The 235-nt window shown below is 54.0% G+C and carries 1 protein-coding gene; it reads left to right on the forward strand.

Annotated features, from left to right (window positions below; genetic code table 11):
- The coding region (locus AAEZ18_RS19725) for an RNA polymerase factor sigma-54 (protein WP_502935426.1) at positions 1-235 on the forward strand (235 nt) is incomplete at both ends.

Genomic DNA, 235 nt, shown 5'->3' on the forward strand with positions numbered 1-235 from the left:
GTGTGACCCTTTAGGCGTTGGTGCGCGCAATCTGAGTGAGTGCTTAGCGATTCAGCTGGCCAAGCTCGATGCTGATACTCGCTATCTAGAAGAAGCGCAAGCGCTATTGTCCGCCAGTGAGCATCTGGTCAGTAATAATATCAAGGCGCTGACTGAGCACACAGGGTTGGCGCCTGCGCAGATTACCCCGGCGCTTACTCTATTGCGCAGCTTAAATCCTTCGCCAGGTCTACTG

Origin of the sequence: Pseudoalteromonas sp. 19-MNA-CIBAN-0066 (assembly GCF_040308705.1) — a bacterium.
In the GTDB taxonomy this organism is placed as follows: Bacteria; Pseudomonadota; Gammaproteobacteria; order Enterobacterales; family Alteromonadaceae; genus Pseudoalteromonas; species Pseudoalteromonas nigrifaciens.